Here is a 22,491-nt window from a genome sequence, read left to right as displayed (position 1 = left end):
TGCGGGGGCCCCTGCCCCCCGGGCATCAGACAGACATGAAAACGGCGGGCCGGTTGATCACCGGCCCGCCGTTTTCGTTTGGTCGTCGCGGGAAAGGCAGGCCGGGTCGCCCCGGCCCTTCCCGTCTCAGCCCAGCTGGTCGACGTCGCGCACCGCGCCCTTGGCCGCCGAGGTGGTCAGCGCCGCATAGGCCTTCAGCGCGGCGGACACCTTGCGCTTGCGCGGCGCCGCGGGCTTCCAGCCCTTGGCTTCCTGCGCCGCACGGCGGGCCGCCAGGGTCGCATCATCCACCACCAGGCGGATCGAGCGGTTCGGGATGTCGATCTCGATCGTGTCGCCATCCTCGACCAGGCCGATGGTGCCGCCCTCGGCCGCTTCCGGAGAGACGTGGCCGATCGACAGGCCCGAAGTCCCGCCCGAGAAGCGCCCGTCGGTCAGCAGCGCGCAGGCTTTGCCCAGGCCCTTCGACTTCAGGTAGGAGGTCGGGTACAGCATTTCCTGCATCCCCGGACCGCCGCGCGGACCCTCGTAGCGGATCACCACCACGTCGCCCTCCTTGACCTTGCCGGTCAGGATGTTGTTGCAGGCCGCATCCTGGCTTTCGCAGACATGGGCCTTGCCGGTGAACTTCAGGATCGAGGCATCGACGCCTGCGGTCTTCACGATGCAGCCGTCCTCGGCGATGTTGCCGAAGAGCACGGCCAGACCGCCGTCCTGGCTGAAGGCATGTTCCTTGGAGCGGATCACGCCCTTCTCGCGGTCGGTGTCCAGCTCCTTGAAGCGGTTGTCCTGGCTGAAGGCCTGGGTGGTGCGCACGCCGCCGGGGGCCGCCTTGAACAGGTGCTCGGCCTCGGGGTTGTTGGCGACCTTGATGTCCCAGTGCGCGATCGCCTCGCCCATGGTCGAGCTGTGCACGGTGGCGCAGTCGTTATGCAGCAGGCCGGCGCGGCTCAGCTCTCCCAGGATCGAGAAGATGCCACCGGCGCGGTGCACGTCCTCCATGTGGACGTTCTCGATGTTGGGCGCGACCTTGCACAGGCAGGGCACCTTGCGCGACAGCTGGTCGATGTCGTCCATGGTGAAGTTCACGCCGCCCTCGTTGGCGATCGCCAGCAGGTGCAGCACGGTGTTGGTGGACCCGCCCATGGCGATATCCAGGCTCATGGCGTTCTGGAACGCCTTGAAGGTCGCGATCTCGCGCGGCAGCAGGCCGGCTTCGTCCAGCTCGTAGTGGCGGCGGGTGATCTCGACGATCTTGCGGCCGGCTTCCAGGAACAGGCCCTTGCGGTCGGCATGGGTGGCGAGCGTGGAGCCGTTGCCCGGCAGCGCCAGGCCAAGCGCCTCGGCCAGGCAGTTCATCGAGTTCGCGGTGAACATGCCCGAGCAGGAGCCGCAGGTCGGGCAGGCGTTTTCCTCGATATGCTGAAGCTGCGCATCGGTGTACTTGTCCGAGGCGGCGGCAACCATGGCATCCACCAGGTCGATCTTCTTGGCTTCCAGATCGGCGATGTCGATCTTGCCGGCCTCCATCGGGCCGCCCGAAACGAAGATCGCCGGGATGTTCAGCCGCATCGCGGCCATCAGCATGCCGGGGGTGATCTTGTCGCAGTTCGAGATGCAGACCATGGCATCGGCGCAATGCGCGTTGACCATGTATTCCACCGAATCCGCGATGATCTCGCGCGAGGGCAGCGAATAGAGCATCCCGTCATGGCCCATCGCAATCCCGTCATCGACCGCGATGGTGTTGAATTCCTTGGCAACCCCGCCGGCCTTCTCGACCTCGGCGGCGACCATCTGGCCCAGGTCCTTCAGGTGCACGTGGCCCGGCACGAACTGCGTGAAGCTGTTCACGATGGCGATGATCGGCTTGCCGAAATCGCCCTCCTGCATGCCGGTGGCGCGCCAGAGGCCGCGGGCCCCTGCCATGTTGCGACCATGGGTACTGGTTCTCGAACGATACTGGGGCATCGAACCCTCCCGTAGATTCAGTTGGCGCGCAGGATACCCCCCTCGTTTCTTAGAGTGAAATATATTATTGTGCCCCGATTAGGTCGTGGAGAGTATCAATGGATGTCCGCCAGCTGCGCCATTTCCTTGCCGTGGCCGAGGTTCTGCATTTCGGCCGTGCCGCCGGGCGGCTGGGCATGACCCAGCCGCCGCTGTCGCAGTCGATCCGCGCCCTGGAGGCGGAACTGGGCGCGGCGCTGTTCGAACGCACCAAGCGCTCGGTCGCGCTGACGCCCTTCGGGGCGCAGTTCCTGCCCCATGTCGCCGCCACCCTCGCCGATCTCGACCGGCTGGGAGAGACCGCGCGGCAGATCCTGTCGGGCACCTCGGGGCGGCTGGAGCTGTCCTTCGTCTCGACCGCCGACTATTCGATCCTGCCGGCGCTGGTGCACCGCTTCCGCCAGCTTTACCCCGAGGTCGAGCTGGCGCTGAGCGAAGCCACCAGCGACATGCAGATCGCCGCCCTGCGCGAGGGGCACGGACAGGCCGGGCTGATCATTCCCGCGGCCACTGATCCGCTGCCCGAAAGCTTCCTTTACCGCCGGCTGGTCTCGGAACCGCTGGTCGCCGCCGTGCCGGAGGCCTGGCTGACCTCGGGACGGCTGCCCACGGATCATGGCCTGCTGCCGCCCGAGGCGGTGATCTCCTCTCCGCTGATCGTCTTTCCGCGCCGCGCCGCGCCCTCGTTCTACGATCTGGTGACGGGCTATTACGCGGCCTGCGGCGGCACCGCCCATGTGGTGCAGCAGGCGATCCAGATGCAGACCATCATCAGCCTTGTGTCCGCCGGGATGGGGATCGCGCTGGTGCCGGCCTCGCTGAAGCATCTGGCGCGGTCGGGCGTGCGCTACCTCGATCTGCTGGGCGATGTGCCCGAGCTGGAAACCGGGCTGGTCTGGCGGCGCGACGACAGCAGCGCCACCCTGCGCAACTTCCTTGAAATGACCCGGGCGCTGGATCTGCCCGCCGCCCCGGCTTGAAACCCCGCCTGCGCGGGGCAATATACATTCCAGCATCTGGAAGGCTGACCCGGAGACCAAGATGAACATCAGCGACGCCGCCCGTCACAGCGGCCTGCCCGCCAAGACCATCCGCTATTACGAGGATATCGGCCTGATCACGCCCGAGCGGCGCGCCAACGGCTACCGCGATTTCTCGGATCAGACTCTGGACCGGCTGCGGCTGCTGGCGCAGGCCCGGCTGATGGGCTTTTCGCTTGAGGAATGCCGCAAGCTGCTGGCGCTGAACGCCGATGAACACCGCGCCAGCCGCGACGTGCGGGCGCTGGCGGAACAGAACCTCGCCTCCGTGCGCGCCAAGATCACCGAGCTTCAGGCGCTGGAAGCCCGTCTGGAAGGGCTGGTGGCGCAGTGCCATGGCGATGACGACCCCGAATGCGCCATCCTCGACGGGCTGACCGGCACGGCGCCGGGCTGCGCCGCGCGCTAGGGTCTACGGCAGGGCAACCTCGAAGGTGCGGATCACCACCGCGTCGAACGCCGGACGGCGCGGCGTCAGCGTGCCGACGATGATGCGACGCGACAGCCAGGCCCAGGGCCGCTCGGGTGCCAGCACCGAGACATGAGACAGCGCATAGCGCGCCATCCCGGGCCGCTCGTCGATCAGCACGCGGTTGCGCAGGGTCAGCACCGTGCCCTCCGGGACCTCGATGTCATAGAGCGCATCCAGCTCGCGCACCCCGTCGGGCCGGTCAAGCTGCCGGTCGGCGCCGCCGGGCAGAACCCGACCGTGCAGATCCTCCAGCCCCGGGCCACCGCGGAAGGCGCCGCCCAGGATGTCGATGCGGCGGCGCGCGCCATAGGGCCCCTGCCCCAGCTCGATCCGGGGACCGATCCTGATCCCGGCCTCCCACAGCAGGCGGCAGCCGGGGCGGGTTTCGGGCACGCCCTCCAGCATCTGCGCCAGTGTCGGGGTCATGCCGGATCCCCGAGCGGTGCGAGGGTCGCCCGAACGTCCGCGCTGCCCTGCAGCGCCGCCATCGCAGCGCCCGAAGGCCCCTCCAGCACCTCGCGGGCGGCCTCGGCGGCACAGCATCGCCTCCGCATGGGCCAGGAACAGCGCCCCATCGGTCGTCATCGACAGGGCCCGGGTGGTGCGGTGCAGCAACCGGCGCCCCAGTTCCTCCGCCAGCGCCGCCAGCCGGCGCGAGCTGGCCATCGGCGCCAGCCCAAGGTGTTTCGATGCCGCCGAGAGGCTGCCAAGGCGCACCGCCTGCACGAAGACGGCGACATTGGTCAGATCCATCATACCTCCATATGATATTCCGGCACATCGGAATGGCTGACTAATGATATGAGCCTGCCTTCGCTATCTCGGGGCAAGCGCAATCCTGCCCTTCTTCCTGCGATTTCAAGAGACCCCGATGACCTCTGTTCCCGACACCCCCGCCCTTGAGGCGGCCCCTCGGCTGTCGCGCGGCCTGCTGCTGGCCATGTCCGTGGCCGCCGGCGCCGCCGTGGCCAACATCTACTACAACCAGCCGATGCTGGAGATCATGGAGCGGGACCTGGGCGGTCGGGCCACCGCCCTGGTGCCGATGGCGACCCAGCTGGGCTATGCTGCGGGGCTGGTGCTGCTGGTGCCGCTGGGCGACGTGCTGGCGCGCCGGACGCTGATCCTGGTGCAGTTCCTGGCCCTGGCGGTGGCGCTGGCCCTGGCGGCGCTGGCCCCCGGCGGCACGCTGCTGCTGCTGGCCTCGCTTCTGGTCGGGGCGACGGCGACGGTGGCGCAGCAGATCGTGCCCTTCGCCGCCCACCTTGCCGGGCCCGAGCGGCGCGGCGCCGTGGTCGGCACGGTCATGGCGGGGCTGCTGGCCGGCATCCTGCTGAGCCGCACCATCGCCGGTCTGGTCGCCGAATTCTGGGGCTGGCGCGAGATGTTCGCCCTGGCCGTTCCGGTGGCGGCCGGGATCGGCCTGGGGCTGGCGCGGCTTTTGCCCGCCGAGGAGACCCAGCCCGGCACCCGCTACCTGGGCCTGCTGAAAAGCCTCGTGCATATCTGGCGCGCCCAGCCGGTGCTGCGGCTGGCGGCGCTCACCCAGGCCCTGCTCTTCGCCTCCTTCTCGGCCTTCTGGACGGTGCTGGCGCTTTACCTCGGCAGCCCGAAATTCGATCTTGGCGCCGATGTGGCCGGGCTGTTCGGCCTGATCGGCCTGTCCGGCATCGCCGCCGCCCCGCTGGCCGGACGGATCGCCGACCGGCGCGGCCCGCATCTGGCGATCCTGCTGGGCGCGGCCCTGACCCTGGCCTCCTGGCTGATCTTCGCCCTGTGGTCCGGGCTGACCGGCCTGGTGATCGGGGTGATCCTGCTGGACTTTGCCGTCCAGGGCGCGCTGATCTCGAACCAGCACGCCGTCTTCGCCCTGGGCACAGAGATCCGCGCCCGCGTCACCACCCTCTTCATGGGCGCGATGTTCCTTGGCGGCGCGCTTGGATCCGGGGTGGCAAGTGCCGCCTACCAGGGCGGCGGCTGGCCGCTGGTCAGCCTGGCCGGAGGGGCGCTGGCCGCGCTGGCGGTGCTGCTGCAGCTTGGCTTCCGGCGGATCCGGTAGCCCGATGCGATGCGCCCCGACCTGCCCCTCAGCCACCCGGACCGAAATCGAAACTGTCCAGATCGCGGATATAGGCCTCGAAGAAGTCGGTGAAGGTTTCCACCAGCGGCGGCAGCTTGTCGTAGGGCGGATAGTAAAGCATCAGCGTCAGCGGCGGCAGCTGCCAGTCCGGCAGCACCGCCTCCAGCCGCCCCGAGGCCAGCCCGTCATGCAGCAGGAACTCCGGGAGATTGACCAGCCCGTTGCCCGACAGCGCCATTTCATAGAGGAACTCGCCGTTGTTGGAGACGATCTCGGCGCCGGCGCGCAGCTGGCGGCGCAGGCCGCCCCGGGCAAAGGTCCAGGTCTCGGCGCCACCGCCCGCGTCGTAGGACAGGCAATGCTCGGGCAGCAGCTCCTCGGGCTGGTCGGGGCGCGGGATGCGCTCGAACAGGGCGGGCGCGGCCACCACCCGGCGCGGCACCTCGCAGATGCGGCGCCAGATCGTCGACTTGTCGCCCGGCGGATCGGCGATGCGGATCGCCAGGTCGCAGCGTTCATCCAGGATGTCGACCAGCCGGTCGGTCAGCTGCAGGTCCAGCGTGATATGCGGATAGGCCAGCCGGAAACTGGCCAGCAGGCCCGGCATCAGCCGCATCCCGAAGGACATCGGCGCGTTGATCGCCAGCCGTCCGCGATCGGGCCGGGTGGTGCGGGTGACCTCCTCGGTGACGCGGTCGAAGTCCTGCACCACGGGCCGGTAGCGCGCCGCAACCATCGCCCCCGCGCCGGTCAGCGACACCTGGCGCGTGGTACGCAGCAGCAGCTGCTGGCCCAGATCCTGCTCCAGCTGGGCGATGATGCGGGTGACCGAGGCCGGGGTCATGCGCAGGCTGCGCGCGGCCCCGGCAAAGCTGCCCTGTTCGATGACGGTCAGGAAGACCCGGATCGGCTTGATGCTCTGCATGGCGCCATGATTGTTACCATTTTTCGACATAGTAAATGGAAAACAGTTTCTATTCTTCAAAAGAGTACACCGGCCTATCTTGGCTTCAACAGCGAACCTCATCGAAGGAAGATCAAGATGATCAAGGATATCAAGGGCCTGCACCACGTCACCTCGATGGCAGCGGATGCGGCACAGAACAACCGTTTCTTCACCGAAACCCTGGGCCTGCGCCGCGTCAAGAAGACCGTCAACTTCGACGCCCCCGAGGTCTATCACCTCTATTACGGCGACGAGATCGGCACCCCCGGCTCTGTGATGACCTATTTCCCCTTCGGCCAGATGACCCAGGGCCGTCGCGGCACCGGTGAGGTCGGCGTGACCGAATTCGCCGTGCCCGAAGGCGCGCTCGGCTTCTGGAAGGACCGCCTGGCGGCGCAGGGGGCGAGCGGGCTGAAGGAAGACAGCTTCCTGGGCGAGAAACGCCTGGAATTCGCCGGGCCCGATGGTGATGGCTTTGCCCTGGTGGAAAGCGCCGATCGCGGTCGCACCGCCTGGACCGGGGCCGGCGTGCCCGAAGAGGCCGGGATCCTGGGCTTCCACGGCGCCCGGATGCGGCTGCGCGACAGCGCTGCCACCGCCGAGCTGCTGGGCTTCATGGGCTACCAGAAGGACGAGACCCAGGGCGACGTGACCCGCTACCGGATCGAGGGCGGCAATGCCGCCGACACCATCGACCTGGAGGCCGTCTCCGGGGGCCGGGCCGCCGCGCAGGGCGCCGGATCCGTGCACCACATCGCCTTCGCGGTCGAGGATCGCGCCGCCCAGGCCCGGGTCCGCGAGGCCCTGCTGGACACCGGCTACCAGGTGACCCCGGTGATCGACCGCGACTATTTCTGGGCGATCTACTTCCGCACCCCCGGCGGCGTGCTGTTCGAGATCGCCACCAACGAGCCCGGCTTCGACCGGGACGAGGATACCGCCCACCTCGGCCAGGCCCTGAAGTTGCCGGCGCGCTACGAACCCTACCGCGCCCGCATCGAAGAGCTGCTGCCGCCGATCGGAGCCTGATGTCATGAGCATGACCACCCTTGATGCCTACATCGCCCGCACCCGGGCGCCCGACCCGGGGGCGCCGCTGATCTTCGCCTTCCACGGCACCGGCGGCGACGAGAACCAGTTCTTCGACCTGGTGCGCCAGATCCATCCTGGGGCGGGCATCGTCTCGCCCCGGGGGGATGTTTTCGAAGGCGGCGCGGCGCGGTTCTTCCGCCGCACCGGCGAAGGCGTCTACGACATGGCGGACCTGGCGCGGCGGACGGCGCAGATGGCGGAATACGTCGCGGCGCACAAGGCCGCCCATCCCGGCAGCCCGGTCTACGGCTTCGGCTATTCCAACGGCGCCAACATCCTGGCGGCGGTGACCATGGCGCAGCCCGGGGTGTTCGACCGGATCGGCCTGCTGCATCCCCTGATCCCCTGGAGCCCGCAGCCGGTGGACCTGACGGGCCGCAGGGTGCTGATCACCGCCGGGCGACACGACCCGATCTGCCCCTGGCCGATGAGCGCCGAACTGCTGCGCTGGTATGCCGATCAGGGGGCCGAGGTGACCTCGCAGGTGCATGAGGGCGGCCACGAGGTCCGCCCGGCAGAGATCCGCGCCCTGGCCGACCTGCTGGCCGGCTGATCCTGCGGCCGCGGGGCGCGCCCGCGCCCCTCCCCCCGTGTCGAAAGCGGTAGGAATCGACAAGACCCGATCCCGCCCGCGTAGCAAACTGCACCTGCGCCGGCCGGCGCGGGCGCCCCCGTCCCCGATGCCCCCAGCGCCCAGGAGAGACTGCATGACACCCCGCCAAGACATGCGCGCGGGCATCGGCCCCGCCTTCGGGCTGAACGCCGCCCCCAGCCTGTCGGTACGTCCCACCGGCCAGGCCCGGCTCTGCGCCAGCCTGATCGAGACCGCCGCGCCCGGGCCGCTGGGCCAGGAAGTCCACCTGGCGGCGCGGGATGCCTATTTCCTGATGCTCTACCTGGCGCCCACCCGCCATGCCGACATCCGCCCCGATGGCAGTCGCGGCCCCGAACGGCTGTTCCCGCGCCGCTCGGCCTGCCTGGTCGACCTGAGGGAGGGCGCGGCGATCTGCCTGCGCCAGCCGCTGCGAGGCATCGCCATCCTCTGCCCGAAGGTGCTGCTGGCCGGGGTGGCAGAGCTGTCGGACACCGGCGGCGCGCTGCTGCGCTGCCTGCGCGGCAGGATCGATCCGGTGCTGGCCGCCCTGGCCCAGGCGCTGCTGCCGGGCTTCGGCCCCTGCCGCCCGGGCGAAACCGCACTGCGCCCCATCGCCTTCGCGCTCTGCGCCCATCTTGTCCACAGCTATGGCCGTCCCCCGCCCGGGGTCGTCCGCCCGTTCCCGGGCTCCGGCGGAGGCCCCCGCCAATGACCCCCCAGCCCCCGACCCTGGCCCTGTCATCGATGACCGTGCGCCGCCTGCGACAGCAGCGCGCCGCCATCTCCCTGCCCGCGCCGCCCCCGGGCGAGGACGGCTTCCTGGTCGAGGTGCAGATGAAGGCCCTGCCGATGCAGCGGCTCTGGCGCGACGGCCAGCTGATCGACGAGGGGCCCTGGCCGATACGGGCGATCTCGATCCGCGACCTGCGCTCGAGCTGGCGCGCCGACTACCCCGAGGGCCGCGATGCCATCGCCTTCCGCATTCCCTTCACCGGGCTGCGCGATTTCGCCGAGGCCGCCGGGCGCCCCGAATTCACCTCTCTCAGCGCGCCGCATGGCACGCCGGATGCCGCCCTGCACGGGCTGGCCCAGGCGCTTCTGCCGGCGCTGAAGCAGCCCGAGGAGGCCAGCCGGCTGTTCCTCGACCAGATGGGCTGCGCGGTGCTGGCGCATCTGGTGCAGCGCTATGGCGGGGTGCGTTTCCCGGCGCCGCGCAAGGGCGGGCTGGCGCCCTGGCAGGAAGCCCGCGCGACCGAGCTGCTGGCCGCCCGCCTGACCGGTCAGGTCTCCCTCGACGAGCTGGCCGAGGCCTGCGCCCTGTCGCGCAGCTACTTCGGCAAGGCCTTCAAGATCAGTTTCGGCAAGACGCCGCTGCGCTGGCTGACCGAATACCGCATCGCCCATGCCCGCGACCTGCTGCGCAGCCCCATGCCGATCTCGGAGGTGGCGCTGGCCTGCGGCTTTGCCGACCAGAGCCACCTGACCCGGGTCTTCTCGGGGATCATGGGAGAGGCGCCGGGCACCTGGCGCAAGTCCTGTACCGCCACCCCCCGCACGCGCCCTGCCGAAACCGGGACGCTGGGCACCGCGCAGCCCAACGCCCTGCCCTAACCCGATCGTTCAATCCGCCCATCAAGGCCGTTCCGGGCCAGGGCCCGTCCCTTCCGGTTTTCTCTTTTTTGTGAACAGCTTGCCCATTTTCGTCACGGTCGGGCCCGCACCGTTCTTTCAAGATCATTTCGTCAAAAACAGGAGCCTCACAGACAAGAGTCCCCGCGCCGGGATCGTTAGCCTGCTGACAGTTGCCCGGACCTTCCGACGGTCCCGCCCCCGTTCCTCACATTCGGAGCCTGCCGATGCGGATCTACCTGATCTCTCTCGCCACGGGCCTTCTGGTCGGCGTTCTCTACAGCCTGCTGTCGGTACGTTCACCGGCGCCGCCGGTGATCGCCCTTGTCGGATTGCTGGGCATCCTGATCGGCGAACAGAGCATACCGCTGCTGCGTCACTGCCTGCAGGGCGGGACGGCGGATGCCGCCTGGATCCGGACGCAATGCCTGCCGCACCTGTTCGGGCGGCTGCCGCAGGGCGACGCACCCCCTGCCGCCCCCGACAGGGACTGACCTTCTTTTCTCCTCTCCCAAAAGGAATTCACGCCATGGGTTTCGTGACCACCAAGGACAATGTCCGGATCTTCTACAAGGACTGGGGCCCGAAGGATGCCCGCCCCATCGTCTTCCACCACGGCTGGCCGCTCAGCTCGGATGACTGGGATGCGCAGATGCTGTTCTTCCTGTCGAAGGGCTACCGGGTCGTGGCCCATGACCGCCGCGGCCATGGCCGCTCCGATCAGGTCTGGGACGGCCACGACATGGACCATTACGCCGCCGATGCCTTCGCCGTCGCCGAGGCGCTGGACCTGAAGGACGCTGTCCATATCGGCCATTCCACCGGCGGCGGTGAGGTCGCCCGCTATGTCGCGCAATACGGCCAGCCCGCCGGCCGGGTCGCCAAGGCGGTGCTGGTCTCGGCGGTGCCGCCGCTGATGCTGAAGACCGAAACCAACCCCGAGGGCCTGCCGATGGAGGTCTTCGACGGCTTCCGTGCCGCCCTTGCCGCTAACCGCGCGCAGTTCTTCCGCGACGTACCGGCGGGGCCCTTCTACGGCTTCAACCGCGACGGCGCGGAGCCCCAGGAAGGCGTCATCCAGAACTGGTGGCGCCAGGGCATGACCGGTGGCGCCAAGGCGCATTACGACGGCATCAAGGCCTTCTCCGAGACCGACCAGAGCGCCGATCTGAAGGCGATCACCGTGCCGGTGCTGGTGCTGCACGGCGAGGACGACCAGATCGTGCCGATCGCCGATTCCGCGCTGAAATCCATCGAGCTGCTCTCCAACGGCACGCTGAAGACCTACCCGGGCCTGTCCCACGGCATGCTGACCGTCAACGCCGAGCTGCTGAACGCCGACCTGCTGTCCTTCATCGAAGGCTGAGCCCTTGGCGGACCGGCGCCGTCCCTCCCGGACCGGCCCGCCACACCCGCCGGACCCTCCTGTCCTCCCCCTCCTCCGGGTCCCCGGAGGGTCCGGCCCCATCCCCCCTCTCTTGCGGCCCTGCCGCCCTGCAAGCCCTCTCTCCCAAAGGATAAACCGATGTCGCAGCTCGAGGTTCTGACCCCGCAAAACAGCCAGGTGATCTTCATCGACCACCAGCCGCAGATGGCCTTCGGCGTGCAGTCGATCGACCGCCAGGTGCTGAAGAACAACACCGTGGGCCTGGCCAAGGCCGCCCGCATCTTCGACGTGCCCACGACCATCACCACGGTCGAGACCGACGCCTTCTCGGGGCATACCTACCCCGAACTGCTGGATGTCTTCCCCGAGGCCCCGCTGCTGGAGCGCAGCTCGATGAACTCCTGGGACGACCAGAAGGTGCGCGACGCGCTGCTGGGCCATGCCGCCGCCGGCGCCGGCAAGGTCATCGTCTCGGGGCTGTGGACCGAGGTCTGCAACACGACCTTCGCGCTGTCCTGCCTGGCCGATACGGATCTTGAGATCTACATGGTCGCCGATGCCTCGGGCGGCACCACGAAGGAGGCCCACGACTACGCCATGCAGCGGATGCAGCAGGTCGGCGTGGTGCCGGTGACCTGGCAGCAGGTGCTGCTAGAATGGCAGCGCGACTGGGCCCGCCGCGACACCTACGATGCCGTCATGGCGCTGGTGCGCGAACATTCCGGCGCCTACGGCATGGGCGTGGACTATGCCTACACGATGGTCCACGGCGCGCCGCACCGTTCGATCCACACCGGCAAGCGCCACGATCCGGTCCCGGCCCGATGAACGCGCCCGACGACACCCCCGAGCTGATCCTGGTCAATGGCCGGATCACCACGCTCGATCCCGCCCGCCCCGAGGTCGAGGCCCTGGCGGTGCGCGACGGGCGCATCACCGCCACCGGCGACCAGGCGACGATCCGTGCCCTGGCCGGCGCCGGCACCCGGGTCATCGACCTGGGCCGGCACCGGGTGATCCCGGGGCTGAACGACAGCCATACCCACGTGATCCGCGGCGGGCTGAGCTACAACATGGAGCTGCGCTGGGAAAACGTGCCCTCGCTCTCGGATGCGCTGACCATGCTGCGGCTGCAGGCCGCCAATACTCCCGCGCCGCAATGGGTGCGGGTGATCGGCGGCTGGTCCGAATTCCAGTTCGCCGAGCGCCGCCTGCCGACGCTGGAGGAGATCAACGAGGCCGCCCCCGACACGCCCGTCTTCCTGCTGCACCTCTATTCCAGGGCGATGCTGAACCGCGCGGCGCTGCGGGTACTGGGGATCGGGCGCGACACCCCGAACCCGCCCGGCGGCGAGATCGAGCGCGACGCGAAGGGCAATCCCACGGGGATGCTGATCGCCCGCCCCTCGGCGCTGATCCTCTATTCGACGCTGGCCAGGGGCCCGGTGCTGCCACGCGCCGACCAGCTGAACTCCACCCGCCATTTCATGCGGGAGCTGAACCGGCTGGGCATCACCTCGGTCATCGATGCCGGCGGCGGCGGCCAGAACTACCCCGAGGATTACGACGTCGTGCAGGAACTGCACCGCGACGGGCTGATGACGCTGCGCATCGCCTACAACCTCTTTGCCCAGACCGCCGGTCAGGAGCTGAACGACTACGAACGCTGGATCGCCATGACCGAGCCCGGCGCCGGCGACGACTGGCTGCGGATGAACGGCGCCGGCGAGAACCTGGCCTGGTCGGCGGCGGATTTCGAGAACTTCCTTGAACCCCGCCCCGATCCCGCCCCAGTGATGGAGGAAGAGCTGGAACGCATCGTCGCCCTGCTGGCCGAGAACGACTGGCCGTTCCGCATCCATGCCACCTATGACGAGACGATCAGCCGGTTCCTCGACGTGTTCGAACGCGTCACCGGCGGCACGCCGTTCCGCACCCGCTTCATTATCGACCATGCCGAGACCGTCAGCGCCCGCAACATCGAGCGTATCAAGGCCCTTGGCGGCGGCATCGCCACGCAGCACCGGATGGCCTTCCAGGGCGAGTATTTCACGGCCCGCTACGGCGCCCACGCGGCCCGCGCGACGCCGCCGATCCGCACCATGCTGAAGACCGGCCTGCCGGTGGGCGGGGGCACCGATGCCACCCGGGTCGCCAGCTACGACCCCTGGGTCGCGCTGTCCTGGCTGACCACCGGGCGCACCGTCGGCGGGCTGTCGCTGTATGACGAGGAGAACCTGCTGAGCCGCGAAGAGGCCCTGGCGCTCTGGACCACCGGATCGGCATGGTTCTCGGGCGAGCAGGAGGTGAAGGGCCGGCTGGAGCCGGGCATGTATGCCGACCTGGCCGTGCTTTCGGGCGATTACATGCATGTGCCCGAGGCGCAGATCCGCGGCCTGCGCTCTGTGCTGACGATGGTCGGCGGGCGGGTGGTCTTCGCCAGCGACGCCTTCGCCGATCTCGACCCGCCGATGTCGCCGGCCAGCCCCGACTGGTCGGTCAGCGCCCGCTTCGCCAGCCCGGCCCAGCGCGACACCCCGCTGGCCCCGGCCGAGATGTCGATGCGCGCCTGCCATGACGGCTGCGGCAGTGACTGCGGCCTGCATGGCCATGCCCATGGCATCGCCTGGGCCAACCCGATCCCCGTGCAGGACAAGGGCGCCTTCTGGGGCGCGCTCGGCTGTTCGTGCTTTGCCGTCTGAAGGAGGACACCATGACCGACCCGCTGATCACCTATACTGAAACCGACAGCAAGGCGCGCTATGCCGCCACCGTCGAGGGCGTCGAGGGCGAGGGAGAACTGACCATCTCCAAGGTCTCGCCGCAGCTGATCATCGCCGATCACACCGCCGTCCCCGACAGGATGCGCGGGCTGGGCATTGCCCGGGCGCTGGCGCTGCGGCTGTTCGCCGATGCCCGCGAGAAGGGCCAGCGCATCGTGCCCCTGTGCCCCTTCGTGCGCGGCTACGCCATGCGCCACCGAGAGGAAACCGCCGATGTCATCCAGTGGTGACGCCGCCCCGGCGGGGGCCTATGCGCCCTTCCGCCAGCGCGCCTTCGCGCTGCTGTGGACGGCGACGCTGATCTCCAACATCGGCACCTGGATGAACGATGTCGGGTCGGGCTGGCTGATGACCACGCTTGATCCCAGCCCCGCCGTGGTGACGCTGGTGCAGGCCGCGACCACCCTGCCGGTGTTCTGCTTCGCGCTGCTGGCCGGCGCCCTGGCGGACCGGCTGGACAAGCGACGGATGCTGATCGCCATCAACCTGGTGCTGCTGGTCGTGGTCAGCACCCTGACCCTGCTGGTCTGGGCCGGGCGGATGACCCCAGCCCTGCTGATCGCCTTCACGCTGATGATCGGCACCGGGGCGGCCTTTGTCGCCCCGGCCTGGCAGGCCATCGTGCCGCAACTGGTGCCCCGCGACCAGCTGCGCCCGGCGATCGCGCTGAATTCCATGGGGATCAACATCGCCCGGGCCATCGGCCCGGCCATCGCCGGCGTGCTGATCGCCGGTGTCGGGCTGGCCGCCCCCTTCGCGCTGAACGCGCTCAGCTTCGTGGCGATCCTGATCGCGCTGGTGCTCTGGCAGCCGCCGCCGGCGCTGCCGGTCTCGGGGGGCGGATCGCTGCTGCAGGACATGGCCACCGGGCTGCGCCATGTCCGCCACAACCGCGCCATGCGCGACACGGCCCTGCGCGCCGCCGCCTTCTTCCTGTTCGCCTCGGCCTACTGGGCGCTGCTGCCGCTGATCGCCCGCGGGATCGAGGGCGGTGGCTCCACGCTCTACGGCGCGCTGATGGGCGTCGTCGGTGCCGGAGCCGTCACCGGGGCGTTGCTGCTGCCCCGGCTGCAGCGGCGTGCCTCGGCGGATGGCACGGTGCGGCTGGGCACGCTGGGCACCGGGCTGGCGCCGCTGCTGGTGGCGGCCTTCCTGGGCGGGCTGTCCTGGATCGCCGTGCTGACCTCGTTCAACGTCTCGGCGCAGACGGCACTGCCGGGCTGGGTGCGGGCGCGGGGCCTGGCGGTCTTCCTGATGGTGTTCTTCGGCTCCATGGCCCTGGGGTCCCTGGTCTGGGGCCAGGTGGCAACCGCGCTTTCGGTGCCGGGTGCGCTTCTGCTGGCCACCGCCGGGCTGGCCCTGGGGCTGCTGGTCACGCTGCGCCTGCCGCTGGGCCAGGCCGAGGGGGCCGATCTGAGCCCCGCGCAGGCCTGGCCGATGGCGCCCGAGGTGACCGATGGACAGGCCCGTGACAGCTCTGCCATGGTGCTGGTGGAATACCGCATCGCCCCCCCGGACCGCGAGGCCTTTCTGGCCCTGCTGCCCCCCGTGGCCCATGAGCGGCTGCGCAACGGCGCGACCCGCTGGCACGTCCACGAATGCGTCGAGACCCCGGGCCTGTGGCTGGAAAGCTTCCACCTGCCCAGCTGGGCAGAGCACCTCGCGCAACACGAAAGGGTCAGCCATGCCGACCTGGATCACCATGCCCGGCTGCGCACCCTGCACCAGGGCACGGACCCGCCCCGGGTCCGCCACTTCATCGGGCCGAAGCGCTGATGCTCCGGCCCGCCCGTTCCACAGGAGAGGAGACCCGAAATGAGCTGGAACCCCACCCATGACCCGAGCTGCCCCGGCTTCGGCTGCGAGGCGCTGGAGACGCTGATCATTCCCCGGGCCCGCGACATCGGCGGCTTTGAGGTGCGCCGCGCCCTGCCCTCGCCGAAGCGGCAGATGGTCGGCCCCTTCATCTTCTTCGACCAGATGGGCCCGGCGGAATTCCTGACCGAGGGCGGCATCGACGTGCGCCCGCATCCGCATATCGGCCTGGGCACCGTCACCTACCTGTATCGGGGAGAGTTCGAGCATCGCGACAGCATCGGCAGCCACCAGATGATCTATCCCGGAGAGGTCAACTGGATGGTCGCGGGGCGCGGTGTCACCCATTCCGAACGCACCAGCGCCGCGACCCGGGGCACCCCGCACAGCCTGTTCGGCATCCAGACCTGGATCGCCCTGCCCGAGAACCGGGAGGAAGACGCCCCCACCTTCGAACACCACGGCCGCGAAGCCCTGCCGGTGATCGCCGATCACGGCGTCGAGGCGCGGCTGATCCTGGGCGCCGCCTATGGCAAGAAAAGCCCCGTCGCCCTGCCCTCCGAGACCTTCTACCTGGATGTCGTGCTGGCCCCCGGCGCCGCCTTCCCGCTGCCCGACGACCAGGAGGACCGCGGCCTCTACATCACCGAGGGCAGCGTCGAGGTCGCCGGGGACCTTTTCGAGGCCGGGCGCATGATGGTGTTCCGTCCCGGCGACGCGATCTCGGTCAAGGCGGGGCCGCAGGGGGCGCGGCTGATGGCCCTGGGCGGGGCGACCATGAACGGGCCACGCTACATCTGGTGGAACTTCGTGTCCTCCTCGAAGGAGCGCATCGAACAGGCCCGCGCGGACTGGAACGCCGCCGACTGGAGCGGCGGCCCGTTCCACCTGCCCCCCGGCGACACCGAGGAATTCATCCCCATCCCTGCGGAGATGGCCCGCACCCGGCCCCGCGAATGGGGCTGAGCCCCCCATTGCCCGGCTCTGGCCGGGCAGCTGATTCCCCGGATTGCCGTCCCGGCGGGCGCCACGCGGGGGCCCTTTCGCGGGTGTTGCCCTCAGAACAACGGGGCCATCGCTTATTTGCTACGCAACTGGCAGATGATTTGCATCGCCCTGCCCGCAAGCCTGCCGCCGCGTCTTGCCCGCTCCGAAACTGCCGTGCAGTTCTTGCATACAAGACTGATCTGCATATTCGGACGGGAGCCCACGTGCCCAGGGGAATTGAGAACACGCTGCTGGCCGCCATCGTCGAGGGGCGCCTGCCGCCGGGATCGAAACTGTCGGAAAGCCGCCTGGCCGAGGCCTTCGGCGTTTCGCGCACGCTGATCCGCGAGGCCCTGACGCGGCTGGAAACCCGCCGCATCGTCCGGGTCGAGGCACGGCGCGGCTGGTTCGTGAACACCCCCGATGCCGAAGAAGCCAACCAGGTCTACGCCGCCCGCCGCTTTGTCGAATACGGCTTCCTGGCCAAGGCGCGGCCCTTCCCGCCCGCCGCCATCGCGCGGCTGCGCACCCATATCGAGGAAGAGCGCGCCGCGATTGCCGAGGGCGACAAGAGCACGCTGATCTACCTGATGGGCGATTTCCATGTCCGCATCGCCGAGGCCTCGGGCAACCGCGCGCTGGTGGAGCTGCTGCAGACCCTGACCGCGCGCACCATCCTGATCTCGCTCTGCTACCAGTCCGAACGCAACGCCCTCGCCTCGCACCGCGACCACGTGGAGATCGTCGACGCGCTGGCCGCCGGCGACATGACCCGCGCCGCACAGCTGAGCTTCGATCACCTCGAGGATGTCGAGGCGGGCCTGAACACGGATATCGCGCCGGATCCCCTGGGGAGCCTGCGCACCACCCTTCGACTGGACCGGGCACCGGGCGAAGGCACGAAGACCAAACGCCCGGAAAACCCTTCCGAGCCTTCGGACCAATCAGAAAAAACACATCTGGGGAACTGACACATGCTGACCAAGCGCCGCTTTATTGCCGCCGCCGCCGCAACGCTGACGCTGATCGCGGGGGCGCAGACCGCCTCTGCCGACGCGCTTTCGGACATCACCTCCAAGGGCACGATCCGGATCGCCGTGCCGCAGGACTTTCCGCCCTTCGGTTCGGTCGGGACCGACATGAAGCCGCAGGGCTACGACATCGACATGGCCGGCCTGATCGCCGACAAGCTGGGCGTCAAGCTGGAGCTGGTGCCGGTGACCTCGGCGAACCGCATCCCCTACCTGCAGACCGGCAAGGTGGATCTGGTGATCTCCTCCATGGGCAAGAACGCCGAGCGTGAGGCGGTGATCGACTTCTCGACCGCCTATGCGCCCTTCTACAACGGCGTCTTCGCCCCCGCCGACACCAAGATCGGCGGCGCGGCGGATCTGGCGGGCAAGACGGTCGGCGTCACCCGCGGTTCGATCGAGGATCTGGAACTGACCAAGATCGCCCCCGCCGATGCCACGCTGAAGCGCTACGAGGACAACAACGGCACCATTTCGGCCTTCCTGTCGGGCCAGGTCGAGGCGATCGCCACCGGCAACGTCGTGGCCGCCGCCATCGTCGCGCGCAACCCGCCCAAGAAGCCCGAGATGAAGTTCCTGATCAAGAACTCGCCCTGCTACATCGGCATGAACAAGGACGAGCCGGCGCTGAAGGACAAGGTCGACGCGATCATCGCCGAGGCCAAGACCGACGGCGATCTGAACAAGATCTCGGAGAAGTGGCTGGGCATGGACCTGCCGGCGGACCTGTAACCCCGATCCAGAACGCCCCGGCCCCGCCCGGGGCGTTCGCCTTCCTCCCGAAAGTTCCGACATGAGCTATCATTTCAACTTCGACTGGGTGGCGACCTACTGGCCGGTGTTCCTGTCGGGGATCTGGATGACCATCCAGCTGATCCTCGTCGGCGGCATCTGCGGCATCGCGCTTGGTATCTTCTGCGCCTGGGCCCGCACCCAGGGGCCGCGCTGGCTGGGCTGGATCGTCGCCATCTACGTCGAGCTGATCCGCAACACCCCCTTCCTCATCCAGCTGTTCTTCATCTTCTTCGGCCTGCCCGCCATCGGCGTGCACATGAACGAGGTCGCCGCCGCCATGCTGGCCATGGTGATCAACCTCGGGGCCTACAGCGCCGAGATCATCCGCGCCGGCATCGAGGCCACCCCCAAGGGCCAGTTCGAGGCCGGGGCCTCGCTGGCCATGTCGCCGATCCAGACCTTCCGCCACGTGGTGCTGGTGCCCGCGCTGCAAAAGATCTGGCCGGCGCTGGCCAGCCAGGTGGTGATCGTCATGCTGGGGTCCTCGGTGGTCAGCCAGATCGCCGTGCAGGACCTGACCTATGCGGCGAACTTCACCCAGTCGCGCACCTTCCGCGCCTTCGAGGCCTACTTTGCCTCGACGCTGATCTACCTCGGGCTGGCCATCGTGCTGCGCTTTGCGCTGCTGCGCTTCGGCGACATGATCTTTGCCACCAGACGGAGGGCCACGCGATGACCCAGTTCACGCTCTCCGCCATCGTGATGGCGCTGATCCATGCCACCGGCTGGACCGTCGTGCTGTCGCTGGTCAGCTTCGCGGGCGGCGGCCTGCTGGGGCTGGTGCTGCTGTTCGCGCGGATCGGCAAGTCGCGCTGGCTGCAGATCCTGGTCAAGGGCTACACGGAGCTGTTCCAGGGCACGCCGCTGCTGATGCAGCTGTTCCTGGCCTTCTTCGGCCTGGGCCTGTTCGGCATCGACGTCGCCCCCTGGGTTGCCGCCACCGTGGCGCTGATCCTGTGGACTGCGGCCTTCCTCGCGGAAATCTGGCGCGGCTGCGTCACCGCCATCCCGAAAGGCCAGTGGGAGGCCTCGGCATCCCTGGGCATGACCTATTTCGAACAGATGCGCCATGTGGTGCTGCCGCAGGCGCTGAAGATCTCGATCCCGCCGACGGTGGGCTTCTCGGTGCAGGTGGTGAAGGGCACGGCGTTGACCTCGATCATCGGCTTCGTCGAGGTGACGAAGGCCGGCACCATTCTGGCCAATGCCACCTTCCAGCCCTTCACCGTCTACGGGCTGGTCGCCCTCATCTACTTCTGCCTGTGCTTCCCGCTGTCCTACAGCGCCAAGGTGCTTGAAAGGAAAATGAATGTCGCTCATCGCCATTGACGCCCTGCGCAAAAGCTACGGCAGCAACGAGGTCCTCAAGGGCATCGACCTGAAGATCGAGAAGGGCGAGGTGATCGCGCTGATCGGCAAGTCGGGCTCGGGCAAATCCACCCTGCTGCGCTGCATCAACGGGCTGGAGACCATCAACGAAGGGGCCATCACCGTCGGCGGCCAGCAGCTGGTCAACGACGAGCTGCACCTGCGGAACCTGCGCCAGAAGGTCGGCATGATCTTCCAGCAGTTCAACCTGTTCCCGCACAAGACCGCCGGGCAGAACGTCATGCTGGCCCAGCAGGTGGTGAAGAAGAAACCGAAGGCCGAGGCCGAGGCCATGGCCCGCCGGATGATGGAGCGCGTGGGCCTGGCCGACAAGTTCGACAGCTATCCCGACCAGCTCTCGGGCGGCCAGCAGCAGCGCGTCGCCATCGCCCGGGCGCTGGCGATGGAACCCACGGCGCTGCTGTGCGACGAGGTCACCTCGGCGCTGGATCCGGAGCTGGTGGCAGAGGTCCTTCAGGTGGTGCGCGACCTCGCGAAGGAGGGCATGACCCTGGTCATGGTCACCCATGAGATGGCCTTTGCCCGCGACGTCTGTTCGCGTCTCGTGTTCATGCATCAGGGCCGCATTCACGAGGTCGGCCGCCCGGAAGAGGTCTTTGCCAATCCGAAGACCCCCGAGCTGCGCAGCTTCATCGGCATGGCCCATTGAGACAGGCGCCTCCCGGCCCCCCGGGAGGCGTCCCCCCCGCCGACACAAACGCCCCAGGCCAACCTGTGCCCGCCCGCCGGGTCCGGCGCCGTCCAGACCGAACCCGAAGGTCCTCAGCCGCGGCGGGCAAGCCCCGGCCAAGGGGTGAAGAAACCGAAGCGCCCGGATCGGGCAGCTGACAGGAACGTCGGTTTTGACGACACACCCCACGAGGGGCGAATACCCTGCAAATGCGGCTCCCGCTGGGCGACACGGCCCTGCAACAGGGGGCGCCCGCACATCCTCTGCAAAGCATTCCCGACCCGGCTGCCGGGCATCTTCCGCTCAAGCCGGGCCGTCACCACGCACCGCACGGGAGGTCTGGAGTGCGGAGATTGCCGGGATTGCAATCTTCTCCTAACGTCGCAGCATGTCGCAGAAGACTGGGAACTGAACCGTGAAATTCCGCGCCGGGCAGCCATCTGACGCCGCAGCTCTTGCCGCCCTCTCGATCGAGGTTTGGCTGGGAACCTATATCCGGAAAGGCGTGAACGCCTTTTCGCCGATTATGCCCTGAACGCGTTCACCAAACCCAACCTGGCTGCCGTGCTCGAAGACCCGGACGCACATGTGATCGTGTCGGAAAACGAAGACGGCATCGATGGTTTCATCCGTCTCAGCCGGGGCAAGGAAGCCCCTGTGCCAGGGTGTTCCACCATGGAAACCGCGACCCTTTATGTTCAGCCTCGACACCACGGCAAGGGGATCGGGAAGGCACTGCTCGCGCAGGGGGTGGACTATGCGCGCCGTGCAGATGCCCGCTCAGTCTGGCGGACGAGCAACGCAGAGAACACGCCAGCGATCGCTTTCTCCCTGACGCAGGGGTTCGAGAAAGTCGGCACGACACATTTCACGACCCAGGACCAAGCATACCTTAATGATGTGTTCCGGCGTATCGTTTCTGAATAGGCCCCTGATCGACAACTAAGGGCCGAGGCTGTGTGGAAACGCGGTCTCGTGGTAAGCTTCCGCGAGGCAGCGGGAGACAGGGATGGCGGGTTTCATCGATGGCATCGACCGCGAACAGGTCACGCTTTTCCCTGATCGTCTTGAGGACTGGATCGGCGAGGACCACCTGGTCCGTGTCGTTGACCTCTTCGTCGAGGAACTTGATCTCCCGGCGCTCGGCTTCGAGCGTTGTGTGCCCGCCCGAACCGGTCGCCCGGGCTACCATCCGGCTGTGCTGCTGAAGCTCTTCATCTACGGCTATCTGAACCGCATCCCGTCCAGCCGTCGCCTGGAGCGTGAGGCGGGACGCAATGTCGAGCTGATGTGGCTGATCGGCCGCCTGGCGCCGGACCACAAGACCATCGCCGATTTCCGGCGCGATAACGGGGCAGCGATCCGCAAGACCTGCGCGCAATTCGTGGAACTGTGTCGGCGGATCGGGGTGCTGAGGGGCGATTGCGTCGCCATCGACGGCAGTAAATTCAAGGCGGTCAACAAGCGCGACCGCAACTTCACCAAGAACAAGATCGCCAGCCGCCTGGCCCATCTGGAGGCCGATGTCTCGCGGTATGTCGATGACATGGCCCGCATCGACCGCCAGGAAGAGGGTGAGGCACGGGCTGACAAGGTCGCGCATCTCGCCCGTCGCTATGGCCATATTCGGCAGGAGATCGCGCGGCTGAAGGCAATGGAGAAGGCCCTGACCAATACGCCCGACGGGCAGATCTCCCTGACCGATCCCGATGCCCGGGCCATGGCGACCAGCGCCCGGCACAGCGGCATGGTCGGCTATAATGTCCAGAC

Annotated in this window: 24 protein-coding genes; 21 read left to right on the top strand and 3 right to left on the bottom strand. The window is 68.3% G+C overall.

Annotated features, from left to right (window positions below; translation table 11 throughout):
• Window positions 1–126: 126 nt before the first annotated feature.
• Window positions 127–1,971, bottom strand: a complete 1,845-nt coding sequence (ilvD, locus tag KM176_RS03765; protein WP_160895288.1) for a dihydroxy-acid dehydratase — start codon at window positions 1,969–1,971, stop codon at window positions 127–129.
• A 98-nt stretch (window positions 1,972–2,069) separates the two neighbouring features.
• Between ilvD and KM176_RS03760 the strand changes: the two genes are divergently transcribed.
• Together KM176_RS03760 and KM176_RS03755 are read left to right on the top strand one after the other, a co-directional pair.
• Window positions 2,070–2,990, top strand: coding sequence for a LysR family transcriptional regulator (locus KM176_RS03760; protein WP_160895287.1), 921 nt, complete (start codon window positions 2,070–2,072; stop codon window positions 2,988–2,990).
• Window positions 2,991–3,051: 61 nt separating this feature from the next.
• Entirely contained in the window at window positions 3,052–3,459 is a 408-nt protein-coding gene (locus KM176_RS03755) for a MerR family transcriptional regulator (protein ID WP_160895286.1), read from the top strand.
• A gap of 3 nt (window positions 3,460–3,462) precedes the next feature.
• Here the strand turns inward: KM176_RS03755 and KM176_RS03750 are convergent, their stop codons facing one another.
• Entirely contained in the window at window positions 3,463–4,275 is an 813-nt protein-coding gene (locus KM176_RS03750) for a DUF3237 family protein (protein WP_160895285.1), read from the bottom strand.
• A gap of 118 nt (window positions 4,276–4,393) precedes the next feature.
• Here KM176_RS03750 and KM176_RS03745 point away from each other — a divergent pair, with 118 nt between their 5' ends.
• On the top strand, window positions 4,394–5,581 hold the full coding sequence (locus tag KM176_RS03745; RefSeq protein ID WP_160895284.1) for an MFS transporter: 1,188 nt from the start codon (window positions 4,394–4,396) through the stop codon (window positions 5,579–5,581).
• Window positions 5,582–5,609: 28 nt separating this feature from the next.
• Here the strand turns inward: KM176_RS03745 and KM176_RS03740 are convergent, their stop codons facing one another.
• The gene (locus tag KM176_RS03740) at window positions 5,610–6,527 is read right to left on the bottom strand and encodes a LysR family transcriptional regulator (RefSeq protein WP_160895283.1); all 918 of its coding nucleotides are present in this window, start codon (window positions 6,525–6,527) and stop codon (window positions 5,610–5,612) included.
• Between the two features lie 117 nt (window positions 6,528–6,644).
• Here KM176_RS03740 and KM176_RS03735 point away from each other — a divergent pair, with 117 nt between their 5' ends.
• From KM176_RS03735 to KM176_RS03650, 18 genes are all read left to right on the top strand, one after another.
• Window positions 6,645–7,577, top strand: a complete 933-nt coding sequence (locus KM176_RS03735; RefSeq protein ID WP_160895282.1) for a VOC family protein — start codon at window positions 6,645–6,647, stop codon at window positions 7,575–7,577.
• A gap of 4 nt (window positions 7,578–7,581) precedes the next feature.
• A complete protein-coding gene (locus tag KM176_RS03730; RefSeq protein WP_375372125.1) occupies window positions 7,582–8,193 on the top strand; it encodes an alpha/beta hydrolase in 612 nt (203 codons plus the stop codon).
• A 154-nt stretch (window positions 8,194–8,347) separates the two neighbouring features.
• The gene (locus tag KM176_RS03725; protein WP_160895281.1) at window positions 8,348–8,947 is read left to right on the top strand and encodes a hypothetical protein; all 600 of its coding nucleotides are present in this window, start codon (window positions 8,348–8,350) and stop codon (window positions 8,945–8,947) included.
• Window positions 8,944–9,846, top strand: coding sequence for a helix-turn-helix domain-containing protein (locus KM176_RS03720; protein ID WP_160895280.1), 903 nt, complete (start codon window positions 8,944–8,946; stop codon window positions 9,844–9,846). Before KM176_RS03725 ends, KM176_RS03720 begins: the two co-directional genes overlap by 4 nt.
• A 245-nt stretch (window positions 9,847–10,091) precedes the next feature.
• Complete coding sequence (locus tag KM176_RS03715) at window positions 10,092–10,358, top strand: XapX domain-containing protein (protein ID WP_160895279.1); 267 nt, start codon at window positions 10,092–10,094, stop codon at window positions 10,356–10,358.
• A gap of 35 nt (window positions 10,359–10,393) precedes the next feature.
• Window positions 10,394–11,230 carry an alpha/beta fold hydrolase gene (locus tag KM176_RS03710; protein ID WP_160895278.1) on the top strand — a complete coding sequence of 279 codons (837 nt, stop codon included), beginning with the start codon at window positions 10,394–10,396 and terminating at the stop codon, window positions 11,228–11,230.
• A 159-nt stretch (window positions 11,231–11,389) separates the two neighbouring features.
• Complete coding sequence (locus KM176_RS03705; RefSeq protein ID WP_160895277.1) at window positions 11,390–12,079, top strand: hydrolase; 690 nt, start codon at window positions 11,390–11,392, stop codon at window positions 12,077–12,079.
• Window positions 12,076–13,953, top strand: a complete 1,878-nt coding sequence (locus tag KM176_RS03700) for an amidohydrolase (protein ID WP_160895276.1) — start codon at window positions 12,076–12,078, stop codon at window positions 13,951–13,953. The genes KM176_RS03705 and KM176_RS03700 overlap by 4 nt, the downstream gene beginning before the upstream one ends.
• 11 nt (window positions 13,954–13,964) lie before the next feature.
• Window positions 13,965–14,264: a GNAT family N-acetyltransferase gene (locus KM176_RS03695; RefSeq protein ID WP_160895275.1), complete on the top strand. Its 300-nt coding sequence runs from the start codon at window positions 13,965–13,967 to the stop codon at window positions 14,262–14,264.
• Window positions 14,248–15,810, top strand: a complete 1,563-nt coding sequence (locus KM176_RS03690; protein ID WP_160895274.1) for an MFS transporter — start codon at window positions 14,248–14,250, stop codon at window positions 15,808–15,810. The genes KM176_RS03695 and KM176_RS03690 overlap by 17 nt, the downstream gene beginning before the upstream one ends.
• Window positions 15,811–15,849: 39 nt before the next feature.
• Window positions 15,850–16,815, top strand: coding sequence for a pirin family protein (locus KM176_RS03685; RefSeq protein WP_160895273.1), 966 nt, complete (start codon window positions 15,850–15,852; stop codon window positions 16,813–16,815).
• Between the two features lie 245 nt (window positions 16,816–17,060).
• Window positions 17,061–17,807: a GntR family transcriptional regulator gene (locus KM176_RS03680; RefSeq protein ID WP_202397879.1), complete on the top strand. Its 747-nt coding sequence runs from the start codon at window positions 17,061–17,063 to the stop codon at window positions 17,805–17,807.
• A 3-nt stretch (window positions 17,808–17,810) separates the two neighbouring features.
• Window positions 17,811–18,599, top strand: coding sequence for a transporter substrate-binding domain-containing protein (locus KM176_RS03675; protein ID WP_160895271.1), 789 nt, complete (start codon window positions 17,811–17,813; stop codon window positions 18,597–18,599).
• A 61-nt stretch (window positions 18,600–18,660) separates the two neighbouring features.
• Window positions 18,661–19,338, top strand: a complete 678-nt coding sequence (locus tag KM176_RS03670) for an amino acid ABC transporter permease (RefSeq protein WP_160895270.1) — start codon at window positions 18,661–18,663, stop codon at window positions 19,336–19,338.
• On the top strand, window positions 19,335–19,991 hold the full coding sequence (locus tag KM176_RS03665; RefSeq protein ID WP_160895269.1) for an amino acid ABC transporter permease: 657 nt from the start codon (window positions 19,335–19,337) through the stop codon (window positions 19,989–19,991). Before KM176_RS03670 ends, KM176_RS03665 begins: the two co-directional genes overlap by 4 nt.
• Complete coding sequence (locus KM176_RS03660; protein WP_160895268.1) at window positions 19,972–20,700, top strand: amino acid ABC transporter ATP-binding protein; 729 nt, start codon at window positions 19,972–19,974, stop codon at window positions 20,698–20,700. Before KM176_RS03665 ends, KM176_RS03660 begins: the two co-directional genes overlap by 20 nt.
• 498 nt (window positions 20,701–21,198) lie before the next feature.
• On the top strand, window positions 21,199–21,648 hold the full coding sequence (locus KM176_RS03655; protein WP_311136172.1) for a GNAT family N-acetyltransferase: 450 nt from the start codon (window positions 21,199–21,201) through the stop codon (window positions 21,646–21,648).
• 82 nt (window positions 21,649–21,730) lie between these two features.
• Window positions 21,731–22,491: transposase (locus KM176_RS03650; protein WP_215558760.1), on the top strand; the 761-nt coding region annotated here is incomplete at its 3' end.

Source organism: Pseudooceanicola endophyticus (assembly GCF_018760365.1).
Lineage (GTDB): Bacteria > Pseudomonadota > Alphaproteobacteria > Rhodobacterales > Rhodobacteraceae > Pseudooceanicola > Pseudooceanicola endophyticus.
This window is presented reverse-complemented; position numbering and strand designations above follow the sequence as displayed.

Coding starts and splice junctions, on each gene's coding strand:
- ilvD (WP_160895288.1), bottom strand. CDS start 1,971: ATGCCCCAGTATCGTTCGAGAACCAGTACCCATGGTCGCAACATGGCA.
- KM176_RS03760 (WP_160895287.1), top strand. CDS start 2,070: ATGGATGTCCGCCAGCTGCGCCATTTCCTTGCCGTGGCCGAGGTTCTG.
- KM176_RS03755 (WP_160895286.1), top strand. CDS start 3,052: ATGAACATCAGCGACGCCGCCCGTCACAGCGGCCTGCCCGCCAAGACC.
- KM176_RS03750 (WP_160895285.1), bottom strand. CDS start 4,275: ATGGATCTGACCAATGTCGCCGTCTTCGTGCAGGCGGTGCGCCTTGGC.
- KM176_RS03745 (WP_160895284.1), top strand. CDS start 4,394: ATGACCTCTGTTCCCGACACCCCCGCCCTTGAGGCGGCCCCTCGGCTG.
- KM176_RS03740 (WP_160895283.1), bottom strand. CDS start 6,527: ATGCAGAGCATCAAGCCGATCCGGGTCTTCCTGACCGTCATCGAACAG.
- KM176_RS03735 (WP_160895282.1), top strand. CDS start 6,645: ATGATCAAGGATATCAAGGGCCTGCACCACGTCACCTCGATGGCAGCG.
- KM176_RS03730 (WP_375372125.1), top strand. CDS start 7,582: ATGAGCATGACCACCCTTGATGCCTACATCGCCCGCACCCGGGCGCCC.
- KM176_RS03725 (WP_160895281.1), top strand. CDS start 8,348: ATGACACCCCGCCAAGACATGCGCGCGGGCATCGGCCCCGCCTTCGGG.
- KM176_RS03720 (WP_160895280.1), top strand. CDS start 8,944: ATGACCCCCCAGCCCCCGACCCTGGCCCTGTCATCGATGACCGTGCGC.
- KM176_RS03715 (WP_160895279.1), top strand. CDS start 10,092: ATGCGGATCTACCTGATCTCTCTCGCCACGGGCCTTCTGGTCGGCGTT.
- KM176_RS03710 (WP_160895278.1), top strand. CDS start 10,394: ATGGGTTTCGTGACCACCAAGGACAATGTCCGGATCTTCTACAAGGAC.
- KM176_RS03705 (WP_160895277.1), top strand. CDS start 11,390: ATGTCGCAGCTCGAGGTTCTGACCCCGCAAAACAGCCAGGTGATCTTC.
- KM176_RS03700 (WP_160895276.1), top strand. CDS start 12,076: ATGAACGCGCCCGACGACACCCCCGAGCTGATCCTGGTCAATGGCCGG.
- KM176_RS03695 (WP_160895275.1), top strand. CDS start 13,965: ATGACCGACCCGCTGATCACCTATACTGAAACCGACAGCAAGGCGCGC.
- KM176_RS03690 (WP_160895274.1), top strand. CDS start 14,248: ATGTCATCCAGTGGTGACGCCGCCCCGGCGGGGGCCTATGCGCCCTTC.
- KM176_RS03685 (WP_160895273.1), top strand. CDS start 15,850: ATGAGCTGGAACCCCACCCATGACCCGAGCTGCCCCGGCTTCGGCTGC.
- KM176_RS03675 (WP_160895271.1), top strand. CDS start 17,811: ATGCTGACCAAGCGCCGCTTTATTGCCGCCGCCGCCGCAACGCTGACG.
- KM176_RS03670 (WP_160895270.1), top strand. CDS start 18,661: ATGAGCTATCATTTCAACTTCGACTGGGTGGCGACCTACTGGCCGGTG.
- KM176_RS03665 (WP_160895269.1), top strand. CDS start 19,335: ATGACCCAGTTCACGCTCTCCGCCATCGTGATGGCGCTGATCCATGCC.
- KM176_RS03660 (WP_160895268.1), top strand. CDS start 19,972: ATGTCGCTCATCGCCATTGACGCCCTGCGCAAAAGCTACGGCAGCAAC.